The following is a 16,443-nucleotide window of genomic DNA, read 5'->3' on the forward strand; positions in this document are numbered from 1 at the left end:
CGCTTTTTGTTTGGTAAGATCAGGTGTTGTCGGTTTCCCGGATCAGCAGTACCGACTCATAGGGACGCAGCGCCCAGTCGGCGGCGGGAGCACTGTCGCTGTAGTTGGACAGCAGCACCCGGTAGCCCTCCAGCGAAACCGGGCAGTGCCAGCGGCAGGCCGCCCGATAGAAGTTGTTCACACACAACAGGCTCTGGCCCTGATACTCTCGCCGGTAGGCCAGTACGGAGGGGTGTTTCTGGTCCACCGGGGCAAAATCGCCATAGGCGAACACATCGTATTCCTTGCGCAGGCGGATCAGCGCCTTGTAATAGGCGAAGATGGAATCCGGGTCGTCCACCTGGCTGGCGGCGTTGATGCGGCTGGTGTTGGGGTTCACTTCAATCCAGGGGGTGCCGGTGGTAAAGCCGCCGTTCTCGCCGTCGGTCCACTGCATGGGGGTGCGGCTGTTGTCCCGGGAGTGGATTTTCAGGATGTTGTAAACGCTCTCCTCGGAAAGGCCCTTGTCCCGCAGAATCTGGAAATGATTCAGGCTTTCCACATCCCGGTACTGGTCCAGTCGGGTGAAGCCCGCATTGGTCATGCCCAGCTCCTCGCCCTGGTACACATAGGGGGTACCCCGCAGGCCGTGGATCACACCCGCCAGCATCTTGGCGGATTCCTTCCAGTATTCGCCCTCGTCGCCGAAACGGGAGACCACACGGGGCTGGTCATGGTTGCACCAGAACACCGCGTTCCAGGCATTGTGCGCGGCCATGCCCTCCTGCCAGGAGAAGAGCAGTTCTTTCAACCGACCGAAGTCCGCCGGGACAATCACCCACTTTTCGTTGCCCATAAAGTCCACCTTCAGATGATGGAAGGAGAACACCATGGAAAGCTCGCCGCAGTCCGCCCCGGCGTACCGGAAGCAGTTTTCCATGGAGGTGGAGGACATCTCACCCACGGTTACAATCTCCGGGTCCTGGCCGAAGCTCTCCCGGTTCAGCTCCTGCAAGAATTCGTGGATGCGGGGGCCGTCGGTGTAGAAGCGGCGGCCATCGCCCAGATCATCGTCGGCGTATTCGCCCTTGCTGATCAGGTTCACCACATCAAAGCGGAAGCCCTTCACGCCCTTATCCATCCAGAACCGGACAATCTGCTGCACCTCGCGGCGCACGGCCGGGTTTTCCCAGTTCAGGTCCGCCTGGGTTTTGTCGAACAGGTGCAGGTAATATTTGCCCACCTGGGGCGCGTATTCCCAGGCGCTGCCGCCGAACTTGCTCTGCCAGTTGGTGGGAGCACTGCCATCTGCCCGGGCGGGACGGAAGATGTAGTAGTCCTGGTATACCGGGTCCCCGGCCAGCGCCTTTTGGAACCAGACATGCTCGGTGGAGGTATGATTGAACACCATATCCAGCATCAGGCGAATGCCCCGCTGTGCGGCCTGCCGGGCCAGCTCTTCAAAATCCTCCATGGTGCCGTAGCGGGGGTCGATGGTCCGGTAGTCCGCCACGTCGTAGCCGTTGTCATTCTGCGGGGAGACGAAGAAGGGGGTCAGCCAGATGTAGTCCACGCCCAGCTCTTTCAGGTAATCCAGCTTCTGGATGACGCCCCGCAGTTCGCCCAGACCGTCGCCGTTGGTGTCCAGAAAGGACTTGGGATAGATTTGATAGATAACACTTTTTTTGAAATCCTGCATAGATAACGCCTCACTCAAAGCGGATGATGGGGGTGGTGCCGGCCTGAGCGTCAATGCCGGTCTCGAAGGAAAGGGTGTGTCCGGCGGTCTCCGGAATCACCACAGCGGTGACGGTGGGGTGCCCGGCGGCGCGGATCTTGTCCAGATCGAAGGAAATGAGCTTGTCGCCGGTTTTCACCCGGTCGCCCACCTTCACGTGCAGCGCAAAGCCGTCGCCCTTCATGGCCACGGTGTCCATGCCCACATGGATCAGCAGCTCCATGCCGTTGTCCAGGGTCAGACCGCAGGCGTGCTTGCTGTCCTCAATCACCGAGGAGACGGTGGCGTTGGCCGGAGCGACTACCACCTCTCCGGTGGGGTCAATGCCCACGCCCTGGCCCAGAATTCCCTGGGAAAAGACCTGGTCGGGAATTTCGCTCAGGGGAATCACCTTGCCGGAAAGGGGAGCCACCAGCAGATCCTGCCCGGGCATCGCTGCCGGTTCCTCTGCCGGGGCTGCAGGAGCGGCTTCGGCGGGAGCGGTTTCCATGCCCCGGTCAGCGGGGGAGAGGCGGCGGCTGCCCACCGCGATGGTCAGACCAAAGGGAATCACGATGGCGGCGGCCATGGCCAGCAAAAAGCCCAGCCAGTACTGGGGCTTGATGGACAGGATGCCCGGCAGGCCGCCCACGCCGATGGAGTAGGCCTCCACCTGGAAGCTGGTGGCGATCACGGCAGCCACCGAGGAGCCGATCATGCCGCACACCAGCGGAAAGCCGTTCTTCAGGTTGACGCCGAACAGGGCGGGCTCGGTAACGCCCAGATAGCAGGAGATGCAGGCGGGAATGTTCACCTGCTGGGCCCGCTCATTTTTCTTCTGCAGCACCGACATGGCCAGCACGGCGGAACCCTGCGCGATGTTGGACAGGGCGATCATGGGCCACAGAATGGTGCCCTGATACAGGTTCACCAGCTGAGAGTCGATGGCATTGGTCATGTGATGCAGGCCGGTCATAACGATGGGGGCATAGATCAGACCGAACAGGGCGGCGAACAGCCACTTTACCTGAGAGGTCAGGCCCATGTAGACCACGGCTGCAATGGCATCGCCGATTTTCCAGCCGATGGGGCCCACGACAGTGTGGGCGATGATCACGGCGGGAACCAGCGAGAGGAAGGGAACCACGATCATGCGCACCACTTCCGGGCAGTGCTTTTGCCAGAAGCGCTCCAGATACACCAGCACGAAGCCCGCCAGCATGGCCGAGATCACCTGGCCCTGATAGCCGATCATGGAGACCTGGGCAAAGCCGAAGTCCCAGACCGGAATTTCGGTGGCGGTGGCCACCGAGAAGCCGTTCAGCAGCTGGGGCGATACCAGGGTAAGGCCCAGCACGATGCCCAGAATCTGGGTGGTGCCCATCTTTTTGGTGATGGACCAGACAATGCCCACCGGCAGCATGTGGAATACCGCCTCGCCGATGAGCCACAAAAAGTTGTACACGCCGGACCAAAACTGGGACACATCCGCCAGGCTCTGGGTACCGTTGGCAAAGAAGTTGATCTCGCCGATGATGTTGCGGAAGCCCAGGATCAGACCGCCGCAGATCAGTGCCGGGATGATGGGGGCGAAGATCTCGCCCAGGGTGCCCACGATGCGCTGGGCCAGCGACTGATTGCTGGCGGCAGCGGCCTTCACCGCGTCCTTGCTCACGCCCTCGATGCCGGCAAAGGCGGTGAACTGGTTGTAAAAGTCCGCCACATCGTTGCCGATGATCACCTGGAACTGGCCTGCCTGGGTGAAGGTGCCCTTCACCGAAGGCAGCGCCTCGATCTTGTCGGTCTCGGCCTTGGCCGGCTCCACCAGCACAAAGCGCATCCGGGTCATGCAGTGGGACACCGCCCGAATGTTTTCCTTGCCGCCGATGTACTGCAGCAGCGCCTGAACATCGGCCTGATAATTTGCCATGGTGCGTTCCTCCTCAAGATGGTTGGATTGACCGGGCGTTTTGCGCCCGTTTGTTCTGCATGTTCAGAATATCATACTTGTTTAAACAAGTAAATAAGGCAAAAGGCCGAAGCTTTTGCCCGGTTTTTGGGCAGAAAAACGATTCGGCCGCAGATCGCTGCCAACGGCTTGACGCGGGCAGAGAGGAGCGATATAATATTATGATTCAAGTGTTCAAACAAGTGGGGGAGACTATGCCGCGCCAGAAGTTTTTGCAGATCTATTCACAGCTCAAGCAGCGCATCGAATCCGGTGAATACCCGGTGGGCCAGCTGCTCCCCTCGGAAAATACCCTGATCGGGGAATTCGACTGCTCCCGCAACACGGTGCGCCGGGCCATCTCTGAGCTGGTGCGGGACGGTTATGTCCAGACCCGGCAGGGCTGGGGCGTCTGCAACATCTTCCAACCCATTGAACATTCCTCCTACACCATGGGCATGATCGAGTCCTTCCGGGAAACGGCGCAGCGTACCGGCCAGACCAGCACCACCCGGGTGGTGGCCTTTGACACCTGCACGGCGGACGAAGCCATTGCCGCCCGGACCGGCTTTCCGGTGGGAGAGGAGCTGTTTGCGCTGCAGCGTATCCACGATCTGGACGGAGTGGCCCGCATCCTGAACATCAGCTACCTGCGGCGCAGCTGCATGCCCGGGCTTACCCGCCAGATCGCCGAGGGTTCGCTGTACCGGTATCTGGAAGAGGAGCTGGGCATGTCCATCATCACCAGCAAGCGAACCTTCACGGTGGAGCTGGCCACCCCGCAGGATCGGCAATGGCTGGAGCTGGGGGAGTACAACTGCCTGGCAGTGGTGGCCAACCAGGTGTACAACAGCGAGGGCGTCATGTTTGAGTATACCCAATCCCGACACTATCCAGGCAGCTTCCGTTTCCAGGACAATGCGGTGCGCCGCCCGGCGGAATCCTGACCGAAATGAAATACCCCGGTATCCTGCAAAAATGCGGATGCCGGGGTATTTTTCATAAAAAAGGCGGCGCCGTTTCCGACACCGCCTTTTTCTGAAGCGTTGCTTACTTGTTCTTGCTCTGAATGTACTCGTGAATGGCCTTGGCTGCGTGCTTGCCCGCGCCCATGGCCAGGATCACGGTGGCCGCGCCGGTCACGGCGTCGCCGCCGGCGTACACGCCCTCGCGGCTGGTCAGGCCGTCGTCACCGTTGGTCACGATGCAGCCGTGGCGGTTGGTCTCCAGGCCGGGGGTGGTGGAGCGGATCAGCGGGTTCGGGCTGGTGCCGATGGACATGATCATGGTGTCCACGTCCAGCACAAAGTTGCTGTCCTTCTTCTCCACGGGACGGCGGCGGCCGCTGTCATCGGGCTCGCCCAGCTCCATCTCCACGCACTCCATGCCCTTCACGCAGCCGTTTTCGTCGCCCAGAACACGCACGGGGTTGGTCAGGATCTTGAAGATGATGCCCTCTTCCTCGGCATGCTCCACCTCTTCCTTACGGGCGGGCAGCTCTTCCATGCCGCGGCGGTAGACGATGTACACGTTCTCGGCGCCCAGACGCTTGGCGCTGCGGGCCGCGTCCATGGCCACGTTGCCGCCGCCCACAACGGCCACGTTTTTGCTCTTCTTGATGGGGGTCTTGCTGCCCTCCTTGTAAGCCTTCATCAGGTTCACGCGGGTCAGGTACTCGTTGGCGGAGTACACGCCCTTCAGGCTCTCGCCGGGGATGCCCATGAACCGGGGCAGGCCCGCGCCGGAGGCCACATACACGGCCTCGTAGCCGTAGTCGTGCATCAGCTCGTCAATGGTCAGCACCTTGCCGATGACCATGTTGGTCTCGATGTCCACGCCCATGGCCTGCAGGCCCTCGATCTCCTGCTGCACAATGGCCTTGGGCAGACGGAACTCGGGAATGCCGTATACCAGCACGCCGCCCGCCAGATGCAGAGCCTCGTACACGGTGACCTTGTAGCCCAGCTTGGCCAGGTCGCCGGCGGCGGTCAGGCCGCTGGGGCCGGCGCCGATGATGGCCACCTTATGGCCGTTGGATTCGGGAACGGTGGGGGCGGTGGTGTTGTGCTCCCGGTGCCAGTCGGCCACAAAGCGCTCCAGCCGGCCGATGCCCACGCTCTCGCCCTTGATGCCGCGCACACACTTGCCTTCGCACTGGGTTTCCTGGGGGCAGACGCGGCCGCACACCGCGGGCAGCGCACTGGAGGCGCTCAGCACCTGATAGGCGCCCTCAAAGTCCTCCTCGGCCACCTTGCCGATGAAGCTGGGAATGTCGATGCCCACCGGGCAGCCGGTCTGGCAGGGCTTGTTCTTGCAGCCCAGGCAGCGCTTGGCCTCGTTCACCGCCATCTCGGGGGTGTAGCCAAGAGCAACCTCCTTGAAGTTTTTGTTCCGAACGTTGGGCTCCTGGCTGGGCATGGGGCAGCGCTTCGGGTCCATATTATGCAATGCCATTTTCGGGTTCCTCCCAATTGTTTTTCAATTTCCTGACGATAAAGAGTTGTACGGTACGCGGAATTACTGCACGTCCTTCTTGAACAGGTTGCAGTGCTCCTCCCGGGCGTGGGTCTCGAAGTCCTTGTACATGCTGCCGCGCTGCATGGCCTCGTCAAAGTCCACCAGGTGGCCGTCAAAGTCCGGGCCGTCCACGCAGGCGAACTTGGTCTCGCCGCCCACGGTCAGGCGGCAGCCGCCGCACATGCCGGTGCCGTCGATCATGATGGGGTTCATGGACACAACGGTCTTCACGTCGTACTTCTTGGTGGTCAGGCAGACGAACTTCATCATGACCAGGGGTCCGATGGCGATCACTTCGTCGTAGTTCTCACCGCTCTGGATCAGCTCCTCCAGCGGCGCGGTGACCACGCCCTTCTGGCCGTGGCTGCCGTCGTCGGTCATCATGACCAGCTTGTCGCTGCAGGCCTTGAATTCATCCTCCAGAATGACCAGGTCCTTGTTGCGGAAGCCCACGATGCTGTGCACCTCGCAGCCCAGCTCATGCAGCTTCTTGGCGATGGGGTAGGCAATGGCGCAGCCCACGCCGCCGCCCACAACGGCAACCTTCTTCAGGCCGTCCAGATGGCTGGCGACGCCCAGGGGGCCCACGAAATCGTGCACGCTGTCGCCCTCGCGCAGCTCGTTCAGCTCCATGGTGGAGCCGCCCACGATCTGGAAGATGATGGTCACGGTGCCCGCCTCGCGGTCATAGTCCGCCACGGTCAGGGGGATGCGCTCGGAATCCTCCATGGCGCGCACGATGATGAACTGGCCCGGCTGAGCCTTCTTGGCCACCAGCGGCGCTTCGATCACCAGCTTGGTGACCGTGGGATTCAACTCTTTTCGTTCAACGATCTTAAACATGGCATATCGCTTCCTTTTCATTCACAAAATGAAACCGGCATTTTGCGGATGCATGCAAATGCCGGCCGGGGACCGAAAAAATGCACAGTCCTCTTACATTATAACGTATAAATGCCCCCGGTGTAAATACACCGAGGGCATTCAGTGCGGGAAAATCGATTAGAAATCGATGGGCAGGTCGTAGTAGCAAGCCTTCAGCAGCTTCTCCATCTCTTCCTGGCTGGGCTGACGGGGGTTGGAACCGGTGCAGGCATCGCCAATGGCCAGTTCAGCAACCTGAGGCAGCTTGTCCATGAATTCCTTCTCATCGATGATGCCGCCCTCGTACTCCTTGATGCAGGTGGGGATGTTCAGCGCGGCGTTCATCTTCTTGATCTCAGCGATCAGGGCGTCCACCAGCTCTTCGGTGGTGTTGCCTTCCAGCTTGATGAAGCGGGCGATGTCGGCGTAACGCTCGGCAGCGCTCTCAACCTTGCTGTTGTACTTGATGACCTTGGGCAGGTACATGGCGTTGGCGCAGCCGTGTACGATGTGGCCGCCGGTGTAAGCAGCGCCGGTCTTGTGAGCCATGCTGTGAACGATGCCCAGCAGAGCATTGGAGAAGGCCATGCCGGCCAGGCACTGCGCATTGTGCATGCGGTCACGGGCATCCATGTCGCCGTTGTAGCTGGCAACCAGATCGTTGTGGATCATCTTGATGGCATGCAGAGCCAGAGGATCGGTGTAATCGCAGTTGCAGGTGGAAACATAAGCCTCGATGGCATGGGTCATAGCGTCCATACCGGTGTGAGCGGTCAGCTTCGGGGGCATCTTCTCGGCCAGCTCGGGATCAACGATGGCCACATCGGGAGTGATGTTGAAGTCAGCCAGGGGGTACTTGATGCCCTTGGAGTAGTCGGTGATAACGCTGAACGCGGTAACCTCGGTGGCAGTGCCGGAGGTGGAAGGAATGGCGCAGAAATGAGCCTTCTGGCGCAGCTTGGGGAAGTTGAAGGGGATGCACAGCTCCTCGAAGGTTACATTGGGGTACTCGTAGAAAGCCCACATGGCCTTGGCGGCGTCGATGGGGGAACCACCGCCCATGGCGACGATCCAGTCGGGCTGGAACTCGGTCATGGCAGCAGCGCCGCGCATAACGGTCTCCACAGAGGGATCGGGCTCGACGTTCTCAAACAGGTAAACTTCCATGCCGCCTTCTTTCAGGGCGTTGATGGCGCGATCCAAAAAGCCGAAACGCTTCATGCTGCCGCCGCCCACGACGACGAAAGCCTTCTTGCCACCCAGGTTCTTCAGTTCCTCCAGAGAACCCTTGCCATGATACAGATCGCGGGGAAGAGTAAAACGTGCCATTGTCATTACCTCCAAAAAAATACCGATAATAAAAATAACGTGTTCTAAACGTTAAAATCTTAACGCGAACTGGGCGAAAAGAAACCGCACAAGACGGCAGGCGTTTGAACGTTATTTTCTTGACACCCCTATAATACCATTGCCAAATCCTGGTGAGTAATGTATTATTTAAATAAAACTATATCAAATATGACATAATACTGCGCTGTTTACAAAGTTTTTTCGAAAATTTTGGAGACAGATGCTGGCAAATCACACAAAGGGGGAGATGGCATGAATCTGCAGCAGCTGCGCTGTGTGCTGGAGATCGCGCGGGTGGGCAGCGTGACCAAGGCGGCCCAGAATCTTTACATCAGCCAGCCTAACCTGAGCCGGACCATCAAGGAGCTGGAGAAAGAGCTGGGGGTCAGCCTGTTCCGGCGGGGGGCCCAGGGAATGGAGCCCACGGTGGAGGCCGCCCAGCTGCTGCGCTACGCCGAGACGATTCTGCGGCAGGTGGGCGAGCTGGAGAGCATCTACCGCACCCATGAGCAGACCATGCGGCTGGCACTGGCCGGGCCCCACAGCGGCTATATCACCCGGGCGCTGGCGGCCTATCTGGCCAAACAGCAGGGCAAGCCGCTGAACGTGAGCTATCAGGAATCCGCCACCGCCCAGGCATTGGACGCGGTAAGCCGGGGCCAGGTGCAGATCGCCGTGGTGCGCTATCAATTGCTGTACGACGACTATTTCAAGGAGCTGTTCGCCAAGGCGGGGCTTGCCAGCCGCACCCTGTTGCGGTTTACCCCCTGCGTGCTGATGGCCCCCGGCCATCCGCTGGCCGGGCAGGAGACGCTGGACTACGAGCAGCTGCAGCAGTATCCCCAGATTCTGCGGGGCGACGCTCAGCTGGCCGAGCAGACCGAGTTCGCCGTTCCCCGGCAGGGGGCCGCCGGGCGCATCCATGTGCAGGACCGGGCCAGCATGTACGAGCTGCTGCGGGGGGTGCCGGGCAGCTATGCCTGGTCCAATCCGCTGCCGGAGGCGGAATGCCGCCGCCACGGACTGGTGCAGCGCCGCTGCGCCGGGGTGGCCATGAACCGGGATGTGGCCCTGTGGCAGGCGAAATATGGACTGTCCCCCCTTGCCCGGGATTGTCTGGTGGCTCTGCAGGAGGCAGCCAGCCGTCAGGGAATGCTGCTGCGGGCCATGCAGAAAACCGGAATTGAACCGGCAGGACCGGCTGAATAAAAAGCAACCGCCCGTTCCGAATCCATCGGAACGGGCGGTTTTGTTTGGTCAGTCTTCCACAATTTCGGGACCGCTCAGGTATTTGCCGTAGATAAAATAGCGCTGGCTGGTGTGCTGCAGGGTGCCGAAGGGGTAGCAGGTGTACAGGATCACATTCTCCTCGTCCGCCTCCAGGTCGTAGGCGGAGCTGTCGGTGTCCAGCGCCACCTGCATGTTCACCACCTCATAGTGGTATTCCCCGTAGTAGGTGGTGATGATGATCTCGTCGCCCAGCTCCACGTTTTCAAAATCCCGGAAGTAGGTGTTGGTGTGGGCTCCGGCCAGAATGGTGCCGCCCTCGCCGGGAATATGGGCGCCGGTGTAGGTGCCCGCGCCCTGGTTCAGCTGGGTCTTGCCGTCGCCCCAGTACATGGCGCAGTCCACGTTGGTGCCGGGGATCACGATGCGGCCCAGCTCATCGCCCACGGCGGGATAGCCGCCGAACTCCTCCAGATTGACCGTGGGTTCCGGTGTGGGCTCCGGCGTGGGGCTGGGGGTCGGTTCCGGTGTGGGCGCGGCGGTGGGCGACGGTGTGGGGGTGGGCTCCGGCGCGGGAGCAAACAGCCCGCAGCCGCTCAGCAGCAGGGCCGAGCAGACGGCCAGCGCCAGGCTTTTCCATACAAAAGGCAGCTTCAAGGGTTACACCTCTTTTTTCAAAATGAAATGCGCCGGAAAGACTTTTACCGCGCGCTTTTTTCAGTATAGCAAAAAAGGAAGGGACAGTAAAGCAAAAACCGGGGGCGCCTCCAAAGCGGAAGCGCCCCCGGCCGGAAGAAGAAGTTACGCCTGAGGCGCAAACAGCTTGGGCAGCATTTTATAAAGAACGACCGCCACCACCGTGGTGAGGATGGCTTCCGGCAGCATATAGGTGCCGTTGTATACCGCGCTGTACAGCCAGCACAGGGCGTTTTCGCCCATGCTGGCAATCTGCGCGCCCCAGCCAAATTCGGTCATCCACTCAAAGGCGTAGTCATAGTCCTTCCAGACGATGTAGCCGGACAGGAAGCTGCACAGATAGCGCAGCAGGCAGACCGCCAGGGTGCCCACGCAGACACCGGCCAGCCGGTTGGGAATGGGCTTGGCGATCAGGCCGGCCAGACCCAGCAGGGTGAAGGCCACCAGAAAGTCCAGCAGCACGCTGCCCACCACGGCACCCAGAGTCTGGCAGTAGGTCAGATCGGAAATGCCCAGCAGCAGCTGGATCAGACTGAACACGAAGGCGGTGAGCATGCTCCAGGCGGGGCCGCGGCGGAAGCTGACCAGAATGATGGGCAGCATGCTCACCAGGGTGATGGAGCCGCCGTGGGGCAGCTTGAAGATGGGAATGTAGCTCAGAATGGTGGACAGCGCAATCATCAGCGCGCATTCCACCAGCGCATGGGTGCGGGTCGTCGATTTTGTCATGGTTGTACCAGCCTTTCCCGGCTCTGCGGCCGTGTGAAAAAAGAGTAGTACATAAAAACATCTGCACAAAAAACGCCCCCGCACGAAAAAAACATGCAGGGGCGCAAAAATCGCGCAATGATCCTCAAACTTCCTACGCCGGCATTACCCGGATCAGGTTCAAGGTGACCCAGAGCTGCACTTTGCTCTGATCTCAGCCGGGGATGGCCCCCAGCGCCCCTGTTTTTATGTCCAAGAATCAGTATAACACGATCGGGAAATTTGTCAAGGTTTTGCCGGGCGGCTCAGCCCTCGGCAGGGACGGCCTTTTTGCCTGTCTTGCAGATGTCCTTCAGGCAGCAGGCAGCGCAGTCCGGCTTGCGGGCATCGCACACCGCCCGGCCGTGCAGCACGAACCGGTGGCACAAATCGCTGCCCTCCTCCGGGGGGATGATCTTCCACAGGGCCATTTCCACCTTTTTGGGCTCGGTGAGGTTTTTCACCAGGCCGATCCGGTTGCACAGCCGGATACAGTGGGTGTCGGTGACAATGGCGGGCTTGCCGAACACGTCGCCCATGATCAGGTTGGCGCTCTTGCGGCCCACGCCGGGCAGGCTGAGCACCGCGTCAAAATCGTCCGGTACCTTGCCGCCGAAGTCGTCCCGCAGGCGGCGCATGCACAGGCTGATGTCCCGCGCCTTGGAGCGGCCCAGCCCGCAGGGCTTCACAATGGCCTCGATCTCCTCCGGCTCGGCGGCGGCCAGCGCTTCCACGCTGGGGTATTTGGCAAACAGATCCTTGCACACCACGTTGACCCGGGCGTCGGTGCACTGGGCGGCCAGCCGCACCTCCACCAGCAGCTGCCAGGCGTGGTCATAATCCAGGGTACACTCCGCGACGGGATAGGCGTCTTTCAGGCGCTGAATCACTTCCAGCGCCAGAGCTTTTGTGGTCATGGGTAAAAATCCCTCCAGTTCAGGTTGTGAGCGTTCTTCTTGGTTCCGGCCTGCTTCGCCCGCAGTGGATGGGGCCGCGGAGGCAGGGAATCGTCGGGATGAAGTTTGCCTGATTATAGCATGAATTCTTATTTTGGGCAATTCCTTTTGTTCCCGGCGGGCTTTTTTGAGCGGCAGACAGCAGGATGCGGGGAGCGAAAAAGGCGGCAGAAGAAGGGGTGTTTGCCCCCGCTGGGAAGCCGCACGGCGGCCGCCGCGGAATATTTGCTGCAAATTTGTCAGAAATCCGTGAAAAATTCCTTGCTTAAAGGCAGGAAACAGGATATACTGGTTAACAGAATGTCTTCATATACGAATAAGGTATACAAAGATTAACCGATTGTGGGGCCGAATGGTTCCGATCGGAGGGAAAGGGAAGTACGCTTTCCGGCAAGGGGGCCGGATGGCGAGGAGGAATGCATGAAACGCAAAAAGAAACTGAAGCTGTTCGACACGAAGTATCTGCTCGTGAGCGTGGGCGCCGTTGCGGTGATGGTGGCCCTGTCGGTCACCATGACCGTGCGGTACAGTGTCCAGATGCGGGAGCTGTTCCGCAAGGAGGTACAGACCAATCTGGCGTATGTCTCGACCCAGAACAAGGACGCGCTGCAGAATATGCTGAACAGCCAGGAAAATTTTCTGGCGGCACTGGCGGCAGGCTTTGAGGAGCAGGAGCTGTACGAACCGGAGCAGCTGCTGGGGCGCCTGTCCCGCTACGCGAAATCCTACGGCTTTTACAATATGGGTGTGGTGACCCGGGACGGCGTCTGTCACACGACTCTGGGCGAGCATCTGCCGCTGGAGGACGAGGACTATGTGAAGCGGGGCTTTGCCGGGGAGTTTACCATTTCGGATATGCGGCGGAGCGAGGATGGAAAGGACTACATCAACATTTTCACCATGCCCGTTTACCGGGATGGACAGGTGGAGATGCTGCTCACCGCGCCGTACCGGTCCAGCCAGTTCGCCCGGATGCTGGACATCCCCTCCTTTGACGGCGGCGGCCACAGCATGGTGGTGGACAGAACCGGAGCCGCCATTGCCGGCGATGAGGAAAACGGCGGCCTGGTGGGCGTGGAGTACGAGCTCTGGACGGATACGGTGGGGCCCTCCAACACCACCGGCAACTACTTTCAGATGGAGATGGACGGTGCGGAATATCTGGGCTATGTGGAGGAGCTGGGGCTAAACAACTGGTATCTGGTGACCTACATCGGCCAGGATTATGTGGACAGCGCGACCGGAGCCTTCACCGATCACGTGAGCCGCAATGTGGCGCTGATTCTGGGTGTGGTGGCGCTCTTCTGCGTGTTCTTCAGCGTGTATTACCGGGTCTATTCTGGCAGAACAGAAAAGATGCTGTTTGAGGATTCGCTGACCGGCGACTGCAATTTCGAGTATCTGCGGGTCTGCTTCCGGGAGCGGAACCTGGCCGGACAGGAGGGCCTTGCCCTGCTGGTCATGGATGTGGACAAGCTGAAGCTGATCAACATGCTGTACGGCATGCAGACCGGGGACGAGGTGATTCTGCTGATGCACACCGCCTTCAAGCGGGTGCTGCAGGAGGATGAGATCTATCGCCGGCATGCCGATGAATATGTGGCGCTGCTTCATTATAAGGATGAGGCGCAGCTGCGCGACAAGCTGAATGCACTGCACGAGGCGATCCAGCAGGAGGTCAGCAGCAGGCAGTTCGGTTCCGTCAGCGTCTCCATGGGTGTATGCCCGCTGAACCAGGGAACCTCCCTGCGGAACATCTACGGAAAAGCGGTGCTGGCGAAAAACGAGATCAAGGATGCCACCAACCGGTATTACTGCATCTTTGACGAACAGATCCAGGAAAAATTCCTGCAGCGGGGCCGGATTGAAACCACCTTTGAACAGGCGGTGCGCAACGACGAGTTCCAGGTGTGGTATCAGCCCAAGTATTCGCTGCAGACGGGACGGATCGTGGGGGCCGAAGCGCTGGTGCGCTGGAAAAAGCCCACGGGCGAAATGGTCTCGCCCGCCAACTTCATTCCGGTGTTTGAGGAAAACGGACAGATCATCCGCCTGGATGAGCATGTTCTGGAGATCGTGTGCAGGGATATCCGGGAGATGAAGCAGGAGGGACTGCCGATTCTGCCGGTCTCGGTGAACCTGTCCCGCATGCATCTGCATCACCCGGGCATCGTACAGCGGCTGGATCAGCTGGCCGGCGAATACCGCATTCAGGCGGGGGAGCTGGCCTTTGAGATCACCGAGAGCGCGATGCTGAACGCCTACAACGAGCTGAACACGCTGCTGGATCAGCTGCACGAACGGGGATACCATGTGGACATGGACGACTACGGCTCGGGTGTTTCCAGTCTGGGCACCCTGGCGGCGATTCCCTTCGATACAATCAAGATTGACAAGAGCTTTGTGGATCATCTGGGTGAGGCACGAATGAACGTGGTGGTCCGCTCGACGGTGCAGATGGCACTGGAGCTGGAGCTGGACATTGTGGCCGAAGGCATTGAGACAAGGGCGCAGGCAGATTTTCTGCGCGAGATCGGCTGCCGCGTCGGGCAAGGGTACTATTTCTCCCGTCCGCTGCCGAAGGACCAGTATGCAAAAGCACTTCAAGAAGAATGCCCGCAGCAGGGGCAGGCGCGCACAGAGAAGGCCTGATCCTGCCGGAAAAAACAAGAAAAATGTGAGCTATGACGGTATGAAAAAGCTTTGCGAAAAAATTCTGACAATTCTGATTTCTATCTTTGTGGTCTCGAGCCTGCTGCTGAGCGCGGTGCTCTATTCGGCCATTTATTATATGGAAATCCACACCGAAGAGCTGGCGGCCCGGGATGCGGTGGACCAGCTGGTGGATGTGATCCTGCAGCTGGAGGAGGCCAACCAGAAGGCCAAGGAGCTTTTTGTGGAGGACTATCTGAATCGAATGAGCTTCATCTCCTATCTGGTGGAGGACTGCCTGGAAGCGGATCTGGCGATCTCGGATGCACAATGGGCCGAGATTCTGGAGCGGTACCAGAACATGACCAACGTGGTCTCCTACATCCGGAACATCCCCACCCAGCTGAGCCGCATCCTCTTTGCGGTGGATGCGCAGACCGGCGAGGTGATCGGCGTAAGCCGGAACAATGTGCAGACCATGGAGATGGAAAACCGGCTGGAGCGGCTGCGGGACCGGATGGATACCCCCGGCGTGGAGTGGATCAACGGCCAGGAATATCTGGTGGTGGTGGAAGAGTGCGGGCCCTATCTGCTGGGCTTCGCCTCGGAGATGGGCGAGCTGCAGAACCGCTCGGTTCAGTATGCGCTGTTCGGCATGATCTCCATCGTGATTGTGCTGTTGATTGTGACCATGATCGTGTACTACTCCATCAAGCGGTATATTCTGCGGGATTTGACCATGATCACCGAGGGGATCGAGCGGTTCGTCAGCGGCGACCGGCAGGTGGAGTTCCCCCAGGCGTACAGCCAGGAGATGAACGTGCTGTGCAGAAACCTGCGGCTTCTGATCGAAACCGTGGACAACAGCAGCTCCCGTCTGACGCTGCTGGTGGAGCAGCTGGGCATGAAGGTGGAGGTTTACGAATACAACTCCGAACTGGACCAGTGCTACTTCTCCCGGAACGCCTTTGAGATGCTGGGCGTCAGCGAGGCCGAGGCGGCCGCCATGGCGAAGGAGGCCTACGAAGCCGGCTGCGAGCCGGAAAGCGTCAAGCACCTGCGCAGCGGCCGGGTAGTGCGGGTGCACCGGGTGCGCAACGGGGCGACTCTGTTCGGCTTTTTGTATGACATCACCGAGGAGTACGAAAAGGAGCACCAGCTGCGCACCCAGCTCCAGCACGCCCAGGGCGAAAGCCAGCGGGATTCGCTCACCGGCCTGTACAACCGGAAATATCTGGAGGATGCGGTCACCGACTATGTGAACAAGCACAGGGACCCCAAGGGTGTTCTGATCAGCATTGATATGGACAACTTCAAAAAGATCAACGACACCGAGGGACATCTGGAGGGCGACCGGGTGCTGCTGCAGTTCGCGCGGCTGCTGGAAAGCAGCTTCCGGGCCTGCGACGTGAAGGCCCGGATGGGCGGCGACGAGTTCGCGGTCTTTCTGCCCGGCGAGGTCTCGGAACAGGCGCTGCGCCAAAAGCTGGAACGCCTCATCCGGGACTGCCGGATCTGCCTGGCGGAGAAATACGAAACCCACGGCCTGTCCATCAGTGTGGGCGCGGTGTTCCTGGACCGGGAGAACGCCGATTACAAGATGCTGTATCAGCTGTCCGACGCGGCCATGTACACCGCGAAAAACAACGGCAAGGACAGCCTGCAGATCGGCTGACAAACGCAACAATTCTTGTGCGCCCCTTCCGGGCGGGAGTTTCCCGACCGGAAGGGGCTTTTTGTCCGGCCGGAAACGGGGCGGAACTTGCCGCCGGATGGTTGTGCCCGGGGCG

At 60.0% G+C, this 16,443-nt stretch carries 12 protein-coding genes and 1 riboswitch; of the genes, 4 read left to right on the plus strand and 8 right to left on the minus strand.

Going from position 1 to position 16,443, the window contains the following annotated elements; all coding sequences use genetic code 11:
* Positions 1-19 precede the first annotated feature (19 nt).
* Positions 20-1,678, minus strand: a complete 1,659-nt coding sequence (gene treC / locus PH256_RS00895) for an alpha,alpha-phosphotrehalase (protein WP_270912606.1) — start codon at positions 1,676-1,678, stop codon at positions 20-22.
* A 10-nt stretch (positions 1,679-1,688) separates the two neighbouring features.
* Positions 1,689-3,626 carry a PTS system trehalose-specific EIIBC component gene (treP, locus tag PH256_RS00900; RefSeq protein ID WP_270912607.1) on the minus strand — a complete coding sequence of 646 codons (1,938 nt, stop codon included), beginning with the start codon at positions 3,624-3,626 and terminating at the stop codon, positions 1,689-1,691.
* A gap of 200 nt (positions 3,627-3,826) precedes the next feature.
* Between treP and PH256_RS00905 the strand changes: the two genes are divergently transcribed.
* Entirely contained in the window at positions 3,827-4,591 is a 765-nt protein-coding gene (locus tag PH256_RS00905; RefSeq protein WP_333766186.1) for a GntR family transcriptional regulator, read from the plus strand.
* Between the two features lie 103 nt (positions 4,592-4,694).
* Here PH256_RS00905 and gltA read toward each other — a convergent pair whose 3' ends face one another.
* The 3 genes from gltA to PH256_RS00920 form a co-directional block, all read right to left on the minus strand.
* Positions 4,695-6,098, minus strand: coding sequence for an NADPH-dependent glutamate synthase (gene gltA, locus PH256_RS00910; protein WP_270912608.1), 1,404 nt, complete (start codon positions 6,096-6,098; stop codon positions 4,695-4,697).
* 63 nt (positions 6,099-6,161) lie between these two features.
* Positions 6,162-7,004, minus strand: coding sequence for a sulfide/dihydroorotate dehydrogenase-like FAD/NAD-binding protein (locus PH256_RS00915; RefSeq protein WP_270912609.1), 843 nt, complete (start codon positions 7,002-7,004; stop codon positions 6,162-6,164).
* A 159-nt stretch (positions 7,005-7,163) separates the two neighbouring features.
* Positions 7,164-8,354, minus strand: a complete 1,191-nt coding sequence (locus PH256_RS00920) for an iron-containing alcohol dehydrogenase (RefSeq protein ID WP_270912610.1) — start codon at positions 8,352-8,354, stop codon at positions 7,164-7,166.
* 273 nt (positions 8,355-8,627) lie between these two features.
* On the opposite strand from PH256_RS00920, the gene PH256_RS00925 reads away from it, so the two are divergent.
* Positions 8,628-9,584: a LysR family transcriptional regulator gene (locus PH256_RS00925; RefSeq protein WP_270912611.1), complete on the plus strand. Its 957-nt coding sequence runs from the start codon at positions 8,628-8,630 to the stop codon at positions 9,582-9,584.
* Positions 9,585-9,632: 48 nt separating this feature from the next.
* Here the strand turns inward: PH256_RS00925 and PH256_RS00930 are convergent, their stop codons facing one another.
* The 3 genes from PH256_RS00930 to PH256_RS00940 form a co-directional block, all read right to left on the minus strand.
* Entirely contained in the window at positions 9,633-10,259 is a 627-nt protein-coding gene (locus PH256_RS00930) for a class D sortase (protein WP_270912612.1), read from the minus strand.
* Positions 10,260-10,403: 144 nt separating this feature from the next.
* Positions 10,404-11,027: an energy-coupled thiamine transporter ThiT gene (locus PH256_RS00935; protein ID WP_270912613.1), complete on the minus strand. Its 624-nt coding sequence runs from the start codon at positions 11,025-11,027 to the stop codon at positions 10,404-10,406.
* 113 nt (positions 11,028-11,140) lie between these two features.
* A riboswitch (TPP riboswitch) is annotated at positions 11,141-11,258 on the minus strand.
* A gap of 53 nt (positions 11,259-11,311) precedes the next feature.
* The gene (locus PH256_RS00940) at positions 11,312-11,962 is read right to left on the minus strand and encodes an endonuclease III domain-containing protein (protein ID WP_270912614.1); all 651 of its coding nucleotides are present in this window, start codon (positions 11,960-11,962) and stop codon (positions 11,312-11,314) included.
* A 459-nt stretch (positions 11,963-12,421) separates the two neighbouring features.
* Here PH256_RS00940 and PH256_RS00945 point away from each other — a divergent pair, with 459 nt between their 5' ends.
* Positions 12,422-14,653 (plus strand): bifunctional diguanylate cyclase/phosphodiesterase, encoded by a 2,232-nt coding sequence (locus PH256_RS00945; protein WP_270912615.1) that lies wholly within the window; start codon positions 12,422-12,424, stop codon positions 14,651-14,653.
* 40 nt (positions 14,654-14,693) lie between these two features.
* Entirely contained in the window at positions 14,694-16,328 is a 1,635-nt protein-coding gene (locus PH256_RS00950; RefSeq protein WP_270912616.1) for a GGDEF domain-containing protein, read from the plus strand.
* Positions 16,329-16,443: the final 115 nt, after the last annotated feature.

Origin of the sequence: Allofournierella sp. CML151, from assembly GCF_027853465.1 — a bacterium.
In the GTDB taxonomy this organism is placed as follows: domain Bacteria; phylum Bacillota; class Clostridia; order Oscillospirales; family Ruminococcaceae; genus Allofournierella.

What these genes read in the sequence shown, in the direction of transcription:
- treC (WP_270912606.1), bottom strand. Translation starts at nt 1,678, where the DNA reads ATGCAGGATTTCAAAAAAAGTGTTATCTATCAAATCTATCCCAAGTCC.
- treP (WP_270912607.1), bottom strand. Translation starts at nt 3,626, where the DNA reads ATGGCAAATTATCAGGCCGATGTTCAGGCGCTGCTGCAGTACATCGGC.
- PH256_RS00905 (WP_333766186.1), top strand. Translation starts at nt 3,827, where the DNA reads ATGATTCAAGTGTTCAAACAAGTGGGGGAGACTATGCCGCGCCAGAAG.
- gltA (WP_270912608.1), bottom strand. Translation starts at nt 6,098, where the DNA reads ATGGCATTGCATAATATGGACCCGAAGCGCTGCCCCATGCCCAGCCAG.
- PH256_RS00915 (WP_270912609.1), bottom strand. Translation starts at nt 7,004, where the DNA reads ATGTTTAAGATCGTTGAACGAAAAGAGTTGAATCCCACGGTCACCAAG.
- PH256_RS00920 (WP_270912610.1), bottom strand. Translation starts at nt 8,354, where the DNA reads ATGGCACGTTTTACTCTTCCCCGCGATCTGTATCATGGCAAGGGTTCT.
- PH256_RS00925 (WP_270912611.1), top strand. Translation starts at nt 8,628, where the DNA reads ATGAATCTGCAGCAGCTGCGCTGTGTGCTGGAGATCGCGCGGGTGGGC.
- PH256_RS00935 (WP_270912613.1), bottom strand. Translation starts at nt 11,027, where the DNA reads ATGACAAAATCGACGACCCGCACCCATGCGCTGGTGGAATGCGCGCTG.
- PH256_RS00940 (WP_270912614.1), bottom strand. Translation starts at nt 11,962, where the DNA reads ATGACCACAAAAGCTCTGGCGCTGGAAGTGATTCAGCGCCTGAAAGAC.
- PH256_RS00945 (WP_270912615.1), top strand. Translation starts at nt 12,422, where the DNA reads ATGAAACGCAAAAAGAAACTGAAGCTGTTCGACACGAAGTATCTGCTC.
- PH256_RS00950 (WP_270912616.1), top strand. Translation starts at nt 14,694, where the DNA reads ATGAAAAAGCTTTGCGAAAAAATTCTGACAATTCTGATTTCTATCTTT.